Origin of the sequence: Burkholderia sp. Bp9099 (genome assembly GCF_003857805.1) — a bacterium.
In the GTDB taxonomy this organism is placed as follows: Bacteria; Pseudomonadota; Gammaproteobacteria; order Burkholderiales; family Burkholderiaceae; genus Burkholderia.
In genome coordinates this window covers 154,203-162,170 of the sequence record NZ_QTPU01000021.1, presented here as the reverse complement: position 1 = coordinate 162,170, position 7,968 = coordinate 154,203, and the positions used below count along the sequence as shown (strand labels likewise).

Genomic DNA, 7,968 nt, shown 5'->3' with positions numbered 1-7,968 from the left:
GAAACCTGGGCGCTGATCGTGTGGCTCAACTACGCGGCCTGGCTGCACATGCGCCTGATGAAGGGCCTGCGCGGCGCGGTTGCCGCTTGGTGGGCGCTCACCGGCCTGAGCGTGACGACATTCGCATTCCTCGGCGTCAACATGTTCCTGTCGGGGCTGCACAGCTACGGGCAACTCTGAAGCATGCTGGGCGTTTCCTACCGTGTTCTACCCATGCACTTCGGCGAGCATTACCCCTACCCGCCGCGGGCGTGCCGGACCAGAATGTCCGAACGAGCATCGCCGCATTCCGGATGCGACGCAGGAGGAGCTGCCATGAGACGCGTCTATTTTCTGTTGCCGACGGCGCAATGCGCGCGGTCGATCGTCGGCGAGCTGCTGTCGCTGCGAATCGAGTGGCGACATATCCATTGCCTCGCGAATCACGATGTCTGGCGCGACGACTTGCCGGAAGCCACGCTGGTGCAACGCAGCGACCTGCTGCCGTCGCTCGCGCGCGGCACCGCGGTCGGCTCCGCGACCGGCATGCTGATGGGGCTGATCCTGATGCTGGTCCAGCCCGCGGGTTTGCCGATCGGCGGCGGCATCGTCGTGGCGATCACGCTGTTCGGCGCGGCCTTCGGCGCATGGGTGGCGACGATGATCGGCATCGACATGCCGAGCACGCGCCTGAAGCGTTTCGAGGAGGGCATCGAGCATGGCGAGCTGCTGATGATGATCGACGTGCCGACCGACCGCGTTCGCGAGATCGAAGACGCGATCAGGCTTCACCATAGGGATGCGCATCTGCAGGGAGAGGATCCGACTGTCCCGGCATTTCCATGAGTGGCGGGGCGGGCCGAATGCCGGCCGCTACGGCGCTACCCGTTGCCGGACGCCATCGCTTCATGGCGCCCGGCAACGCGCCGTGCGCGCGATGCCGGCAGCATTGCCGCGCGCAGGCTGCCGCGGGTCGCGCGTGTTTCGCGTTTTTCCGCGTTTTTCAATTCGCGGCGAGCAGCCGCTTGTAGCGCGCGAGCACGCGCGGCACGTACTCGCGCGTCTGCGGCATCGCCGGGATGCGATACCCGGCCCGAATCACCGCATTCTCTCCGGCGTTGTACGCAGCGAGCGTGAGCTCGACGTTTTCCTTGAACAGGTTGAGCAGGAAGCGCAGATACCGTGCGCCGGTCAGCACGTTGGCGCGCGGATCGAACATGTCGCCGCCCGAGAAGCGCCGGGCCGTTTCCGGCATCAGTTGCATGAGCCCGAGCGCGCCCTTGTCCGATACCGCCTTCGGGTTGTATCCCGATTCGACGTCGATCACGGCGCGAAGGAGTTCGGGCGGAACGTTGAACGACCGGCTCGCTTCGGCGATCACGTCCTCGAACGACGACGCGACGACGTGTTTCGGCGCGACACGCTTCGTCGTGGAAGCGGCCGGCCTGGCGGCTGGCCTCGCGGCCGCGACGATCACTTTCAGATTGACCGTGGTGGGCACGTTGGTCAGGACGATGACCCCGTTCTTCGCCACCATGCCGAATATCTGCGCGTGAGCGGCGCACGACCATGCCGAGCCGATTCCCGCGCATGCGGCGACGACGATGGTCTTTCGTAATCCGGACGAAGGTTGGCAGTGCATCTTTCAGGTCTCCTGCATCTGCATTTTCGCGGTCGGTTGATCGCATCGACAATGGGGCATCCTCCTACAATTCGATGCCGGCGGAGACGCTGCCGCGGTGGCGGTGCAAAACTGTTACACAAGGAATCACCGGTAGGATCCGGTAATCCGGCGAAGTTGACGATCCTTACGCGGAACAGTTGTTTTCTGCTCGATGCAACCGTGGTTGCAGAAGAAATCATTTCTCGCGCGGCGAAAGCGATCGGATAGTCCCGCCATCCGTAGTCTTACTGATGCGACGCACCACCCCGAAACGATTCACGCCTGAAACATTCCCGTCGTCGCACGACGTTTCCGCAGATGCATGCCCGGCGCGGGCGCTCGCGCGCGGCGCGGTGGCGCGATCCTTGCTCGGACGAGGAGCGTGGCCAATCGCTCGCGAGGCGGGCCACCAGACCGGACCGAGGAAATCATCAGAAAGGGCGTCCGGCACCGTGCAACCGAGGCATCGATGTCCAACGGGGGTGCAAGCGCGGGAACACTTGGGGGAAGTCGTGAATACTAAATATCGCGTGATAATTGCAGAAGATCACGATCTGCTGAGAAACGGGCTCCGGTCGATGCTTTGCGCACAAGGCGATTACGAAGTCGTCGGCGAAGCGCGGGACGGCAAGGAGGCATGCCATCAGGCAATGACGCTCGCGCCGGACCTGATCCTGATGGATCTGTCGATGCGCGGGATGAACGGCATCGATGCGAGCGCGACGATCAAGCGTCGAACGCCGTCCGTCCGGATCGTCGCGCTCACGGTGCACCAGAGCGAAGAGTATGTGCGCGAGGCGCTGCGCGCGGGTGTCGACGGCTACGTGCTCAAGGACGTTTCGTTCGACGAATTGCTGCTCGCGATGCGCATGGTCATGCAGGGGAAGAAGCACCTGAGTGCCGACGTGTACGGCTACATGGTCGACTCGTTCGTCAGCGGTCGCGAAATGCCCGCGCCGAAAAAGGCGTGGGACATCCTGACCGCACGCGAACGCAGCGTGCTGAAACTGATCGCGGAAGGACGCACCAACCGGCAGGTCGGTCAGTACCTGAACCTGAGCCCGAAGACGATCGAGAAGTACCGGGCGAGCATGATGCACAAGCTCCATCTCGCGAATCTGACGGAGCTGGTGCTCGTCGCGATGAACATGGGTCTGTTGACGACACTCGCGGCGAAATGCGCGGAGCCGAACGTGGACGAGGTGTCGACGCACGCAGTCGCCGACGGCGTGCAGGCGGCAGGCGCCGTCGCGCGGCTGGACGACTATCCGGCGGGCGGCGTGAAGGGCTGAGCGCGGCTGCGCGTCAGAGCGGCCAGGTTGCCGAGACGCGCGTGCCCGTCGCGGCGGACGACTGGATCGCAAACGTGCCGCCGTGCGCCTCGATGCGGTGCTGCATGCCGATCAGGCCGAGCCCGGCCGTGCGCGCGTCGTCCGTCGAAAGCGGGCGACGTTCGTAGCCGACGCCGTCGTCGTCGATCGTCAGCATCAGGCGGCCGGCATCGTGTTGCAGGCTGAGCACGATCTCGGTGGCCTGTGCATGCTTGACGATGTTGTGGAGTGCCTCCTGCGCGACTCTGAACGCGTCGGCCTTCAGATGATCCGGTATGTCGTCGTCGTCGACGTCGCAATTGAACTCCACCGACAGCGGGTCCGCGTCGCGCTCGATGCGCCGGCACAGCGAAGCGAGCGCGGCCGGCAGTCCGAGCTTGTCGAGTATCGGCGGCCTCAGTTCGCCGCAGATCTGGCGGACTTCGCCGATCGTCTCGCGAATGCGCAGCACGGCGTCGTCGAGCAGCGTCGTCGCGTCGGCGATCTCGCCGCGGCGAATGCGCATGAGCGCGTCCTCGTTCATCAGCTTGATGAGCGTCAGCGCCTGGCCGAGCCCGTCGTGCAATTCCGCGGCAAGCCGATGCCGTTCCTTCTGCTGGCCCATCAGGAGATAGGTGTTGCAGGCATGCACGCCCGCATCGTTCGCCGCGGCGCCGCGCCGTTCGGGCTCGGGCGTCGACGGTTCCTCGAACAGCGTCAGCGACAGGTGCGTGTCGGGAAGTGACTGCTGATGTACGACGAATCGCGCGGGATGGCCGCTTCGCCCGCTGAGCATTGCAGTGAACGAATGCTGCTGAAGGGCGGCGCTCGTGGACAGCTCGCCCGCCAGCTCGGCGTGGGCGTCGTCGGGCGCCAGGTCGGACAGATGCCGGCCGACGAGTTCGGCGGCCGTGTAGCCGAACACCGCCGCGGCACTGCGATTGACCGATACGAAGGTGCCGTCGTCGGCGAGAATGGCGAGCGCCGCTCCACGCGCATCGGTGACGACAGCACTGCGGCGATCATCGGGACGCACCGCGCTGCGCAGCTTGCGCATCGCATCGATCAGATCGAGCAGCCTGATCCGTGGTCCTTCCGGCTGGCGTTCAGTCATGGTATCTCCCGAAGCGCAGTTTTCAGGAAACCGTAAGGTTTCGATCATTCTAGGACGTGACCGACTCGGCCCGCAACATGGGGATTTCGCGCGTAAGTCTTGGGGAAATACCTTCCGTATGCAACGGGAAATCCCGCCAAGCGGGCATGTCCTACCGGCCTTTGGGGGGCGTCATCCCATGACGCTCGCGACCGGATTCATGACACTTCAGTGGCGGGGCACGGAATTGTCCGCTGCCTGGGCGCGTCTCAGGGAGGCTGGTATGAACAGGATCGGAAGATCGACGATGGGCGCACTCGTGGTCGCGGGCGTTGCGCTTGCCGCGACGCCCGCGTGGTGTGCGCCCGATGGCAGCGCGATCGAGAACGCCGGCGGTGCGGCCGCGGAAAACGCTGCCGCGAGCACGAGCGTCACGGAGAATGGTGCGCCGGATGCCGTCGAGAGCATGACGGGAATGACCATGCAGAACGGTGGCGAAGATCCAGCCGGAAACACCGCCGACAGCGCGGCGACGCACGCCGCGGAGCACGCGATGGAGCCCGCCACCGAACCCGCGATGCAGCCCGCCGCAGGGCATGCGATGGAGCCGGCCAACGAGCCCGCGATGCAGCCCGCCGCGGAGCAGGCGACGGAGCCCGCTACCGAGCCCATGACGCAGCCCGCCGCGGCGCCCGCCAACGATAGCCCCGCCGCGCCCGCACCCGCCGCAAAACCGGCGGACAAGGCCGCCTCGCAGATGACCGACGGCGCGACCGGAGCCGCCGGCATGCACATGCATCATCACGCCGTGATGCCCGGCACCGTGCACACGATGGTCCAGTATGCCGAGCCGTCGGTCCAGCTCGTGCGCGACGACGGCCGGACCGTCTCGCTGGCCAAGGAACTGGACGACGGCCGGCCGGTGATCCTGACATTCATCTACACCAGTTGCACGACCATCTGCCCGATGATCAGCCAGACGCTCGAGCAGCTGCAGGGCGAACTCGGCGCCGACCGCGACAAGGTGCACATCATGTCGATCTCGATCGATCCGGAGGCGGACACGCCCGAGCGGCTCAGGACCTACGCGGCACGCTTCGAAGCCGGCCCCGAATGGCAGCACTACACCGGTACCGTCGATGCGAGCGTCGCCGCGCAACGCGCGTTCAACGTGTATCGCGGCGACAAGATGAACCACACGCCGGTGACGTTCGTGCGGGCCGCGCCGGGCCAGCCGTGGCTGCGTATCGACGGCTTCGCGACGCCGACCGAGCTGCTCGCGGCCTATCGCGACGTCGTCGCGTCCAACCAGGTATCGCGTCTCTGAAAGGAGCGTCGAAATTGGACAACAAGCACCGTGTGCTGATCGTCGAGGATCAGCATCTGTTGCGGGTCGGCCTGAGTCACCTGGTATCCGAGCTGGCCGACTACTGCATCGTCGGCGCGGCGAGCGGCGGGGTCGAGGCCTGCCGTCTCGCCGAGAAGACGCGGCCCGACCTGATCCTGATGGATCTGTCCATGCCGGGCGGCAGCGGCTTCGAAGCGATCGCGACGATCAAGCGCGACGTGCCGCATGCGCGGATCATCGTCCTCACGGTTCATCGCAGCGAAGACAACGTCAGGGAAGCGTTTGCCGCCGGCGCGGACGGCTACGTGGTCAAGGATTCGCCGTTCGCCGACCTGGTGCGCGAGATGCGCTTCGTGATGCAGGGCAAGTGCGTCGTCAGCCTCGACGCCTATCGCGCCCGCGCCGGCCTGCGCGGGCTGCACGACGCGAACGCGCACCGGGCGCGATTGTGGAATGCGCTGACGAATCGCGAGCGCACGGTGTTGCGCCTCGTCGTCGAGGGGCACACGAGCCGGCAGGTCGGCGAGTGCCTGAAGGTCAGTCCGAAAACGGTGGACAAGCACCGCGCCAATCTCATGCGCAAGCTCGGCGTCGTGAACCTGACCGGCCTCGTTCACTTCGCGATCGACGTCGGCGTGCTCGCGCTGAACGACGACGACCGTGTGTAAATCCCCTCCATTCGGGCAGGGCCCAACAGGGGGGGATTTACCCATGGGGATGGACGGCACTCCCTACTTCTGACCCGTACCGGCGTGAACAAGAATGCAATCAACGGCATCGGCGGCGCCGGTGCCGCGGGTCGATACAGGGAGGCAGCCGTGAGCCACGAATCGTTCTCGATCCCGGCCGACGGGCCGGGCCGGCGGCAGCGTGACGAGCGACGCGTGTGCCGCGCGTGTGCGAGTCGCGGCTTCACGCTGCTCGAGCTGCTCGTCGTGATGGTCATCATCGGATTGCTGGCAGGGCTCGTGGCGCCACGGTATTTCGAACAGGTCGGCAAGTCCAACGTCAAGATCGCGCGTGCGCAGATCGTGTCGCTCGGCCAGGCGCTGGATCAATACCGGCTCGACGTCGGTACCTATCCGACGACCGAGGAGGGGCTCGATGCGCTCGTGAACAAGCCGCAAAGCGCATCGCGGTGGAGCGGTCCCTATCTGCAGAAGGCCGTCCCGGTGGATCCGTGGGACCGGCCCTATCAGTATCGTTCACCGGGCGAACACGGCGACTACGACCTGTTCTCGCTCGGCAAGGACGGGCGCGGCGGCGGTACCGGCGAGAACGTGACGATCTCGTCGTGGTAGGGGCGCATGGCCGCGGTCGCGGCGCGCGTCGTGAGCAGCTCGCAAGGAGGCTCGACGTGAAATTCGTGCTGCATGTATTCGATACGAGCGGCTCGGTGCAGACGCTTCGCATCGACAGCGATTCGCCGGCGAACGCGGCCTCGCTCGCGCGTGCGCGCGGCCTTCGCGTCGTATCGGTCAGCACGGACGCCGGGCGGCAGCGGCGCGGCGCGAACCGGCTCGGCATGCCGCGTGCGCGGTTCGACGTCGACATGTTCGCGCGCGAGCTGGCGGCGCTGCTCGATGCGGGTGTCGGTCTCGTCGACGCGTTGCGCACGCTCGGTGGCAACGCGCGGCGCGAGGCGTCCGCGCAGGTGTGCCGCGACCTGCTGCGGCAGCTCGAGGAAGGGCAGTCGCTGTCGGCCGCGCTCGAGCATGCGAGCCCGATCTTTCCGCCGGTGCTGGTGGCCTGCGTGAAGGCGAGCGAGCAGACCGGCGGCCTGGCCGACAGCCTGACGCGCTATTCGCACAACAGCGCGACGCTGCGCGAGTTGCGCGCGCGGGTCGTGTCGGCGGCGATCTACCCGACGGTGCTGCTGTTCGTCGGTGCGGCCGTCGTGCTGTTCCTGCTCGGCTTCGTGGTGCCGCGCTTCGCGACGCTGCTCGAACACAGCGGACGCGAGCTGCCGCTGATGTCGCGGCTGCTGATGGCGTGGGGCGGCATGGTGCACGCGCACGGCACCGAGCTGGCCGGCGGCCTCGCGGTGCTGGCGGTGGCCGCCGGTGTCGCGCTGCGGCGGCCGGCGCTGCGCATCTGGCTCGCGGATCGGCTGCTGGCGCTGCCCGGCATCGGGCAACACTTCCGCGTGTTTCGCCAGTCGCAGTTCTATCGCACGACGGCGATGCTGGTCGACGGCGGCATTCCCGCCATTCGCGCGTTCGATCTCGCACGCGGCCTCGTCGGCCGCGCGGACCAGGCCGCGCTGGCGCGCGCGCTGCAGCAGGTCCGCAACGGCGCGAAGATGTCCGACGCGTTCCAGCAGGCCGGTCTCGCGAATGCGATCGGCTACCGGCTGCTGACGGTGGCCGAGAAGACCGGCGGGCTCGGGCCCGTCCTCGACCGGATCGCCGCGTTTCAGGAAGCGCAGGTGTCGCGCACGATCGACCTGATTTCGCGGCTGATCGAACCCATGATGATGATCGTGATCGGCGTGGTGATCGGCGGCATCGTCGTGTTGATGTACATGCCGATCTTCGAGATCGCGTCGAGCATTCAGTAGCCGCCCCGGAGACGC

At 66.6% G+C, this 7,968-nt stretch carries 9 protein-coding genes; 7 read left to right on the top strand and 2 right to left on the bottom strand.

All coding sequences use genetic code 11. The features are described from left to right. Both ccsA and DIE17_RS24495 read left to right on the top strand, forming a co-directional pair. Positions 1 to 180: cytochrome c biogenesis protein CcsA (ccsA, locus tag DIE17_RS24500; RefSeq protein WP_185500368.1), on the top strand; the 180-nt coding region annotated here is incomplete at its 5' end. A gap of 135 nt (positions 181 to 315) precedes the next feature. After that, on the top strand, positions 316 to 825 hold the full coding sequence (locus DIE17_RS24495) for a DUF1269 domain-containing protein (protein ID WP_124487624.1): 510 nt from the start codon (positions 316 to 318) through the stop codon (positions 823 to 825). Positions 826 to 982: 157 nt separating this feature from the next. Here DIE17_RS24495 and DIE17_RS24490 read toward each other — a convergent pair whose 3' ends face one another. After that, positions 983 to 1,621: a lytic transglycosylase domain-containing protein gene (locus tag DIE17_RS24490; RefSeq protein WP_124487504.1), complete on the bottom strand. Its 639-nt coding sequence runs from the start codon at positions 1,619 to 1,621 to the stop codon at positions 983 to 985. Positions 1,622 to 2,154: 533 nt separating this feature from the next. Here DIE17_RS24490 and DIE17_RS24485 point away from each other — a divergent pair. Further along, a complete protein-coding gene (locus tag DIE17_RS24485) occupies positions 2,155 to 2,934 on the top strand; it encodes a response regulator transcription factor (protein ID WP_044849151.1) in 780 nt (259 codons plus the stop codon). A gap of 13 nt (positions 2,935 to 2,947) precedes the next feature. Here the strand turns inward: DIE17_RS24485 and DIE17_RS24480 are convergent, their stop codons facing one another. Continuing rightward, positions 2,948 to 4,066: an ATP-binding protein gene (locus tag DIE17_RS24480; protein ID WP_124487505.1), complete on the bottom strand. Its 1,119-nt coding sequence runs from the start codon at positions 4,064 to 4,066 to the stop codon at positions 2,948 to 2,950. Between the two features lie 649 nt (positions 4,067 to 4,715). Here DIE17_RS24480 and DIE17_RS24475 point away from each other — a divergent pair. The 4 genes from DIE17_RS24475 (at position 4,716) to DIE17_RS24460 (ending at position 7,953) form a co-directional block, all read left to right on the top strand. Beyond that, positions 4,716 to 5,372: an SCO family protein gene (locus tag DIE17_RS24475; protein WP_409333455.1), complete on the top strand. Its 657-nt coding sequence runs from the start codon at positions 4,716 to 4,718 to the stop codon at positions 5,370 to 5,372. A 14-nt stretch (positions 5,373 to 5,386) separates the two neighbouring features. Beyond that, on the top strand, positions 5,387 to 6,061 hold the full coding sequence (locus DIE17_RS24470; RefSeq protein WP_124487506.1) for a response regulator transcription factor: 675 nt from the start codon (positions 5,387 to 5,389) through the stop codon (positions 6,059 to 6,061). Positions 6,062 to 6,277: 216 nt separating this feature from the next. After that, on the top strand, positions 6,278 to 6,694 hold the full coding sequence (gene gspG, locus DIE17_RS24465) for a type II secretion system major pseudopilin GspG (protein WP_257776050.1): 417 nt from the start codon (positions 6,278 to 6,280) through the stop codon (positions 6,692 to 6,694). 56 nt (positions 6,695 to 6,750) lie between these two features. Next, positions 6,751 to 7,953 carry a type II secretion system F family protein gene (locus tag DIE17_RS24460; RefSeq protein ID WP_124487507.1) on the top strand — a complete coding sequence of 401 codons (1,203 nt, stop codon included), beginning with the start codon at positions 6,751 to 6,753 and terminating at the stop codon, positions 7,951 to 7,953. Positions 7,954 to 7,968: the final 15 nt, after the last annotated feature.

Excerpts from the sequence above, each read along its gene's own strand:
- DIE17_RS24480 (WP_124487505.1), bottom strand. The coding sequence starts at position 4,066 with ATGACTGAACGCCAGCCGGAAGGACCACGGATCAGGCTGCTCGATCTG.
- DIE17_RS24490 (WP_124487504.1), bottom strand. The coding sequence starts at position 1,621 with ATGCACTGCCAACCTTCGTCCGGATTACGAAAGACCATCGTCGTCGCC.
- DIE17_RS24475 (WP_409333455.1), top strand. The coding sequence starts at position 4,716 with ATGACGCAGCCCGCCGCGGCGCCCGCCAACGATAGCCCCGCCGCGCCC.
- DIE17_RS24495 (WP_124487624.1), top strand. The coding sequence starts at position 316 with ATGAGACGCGTCTATTTTCTGTTGCCGACGGCGCAATGCGCGCGGTCG.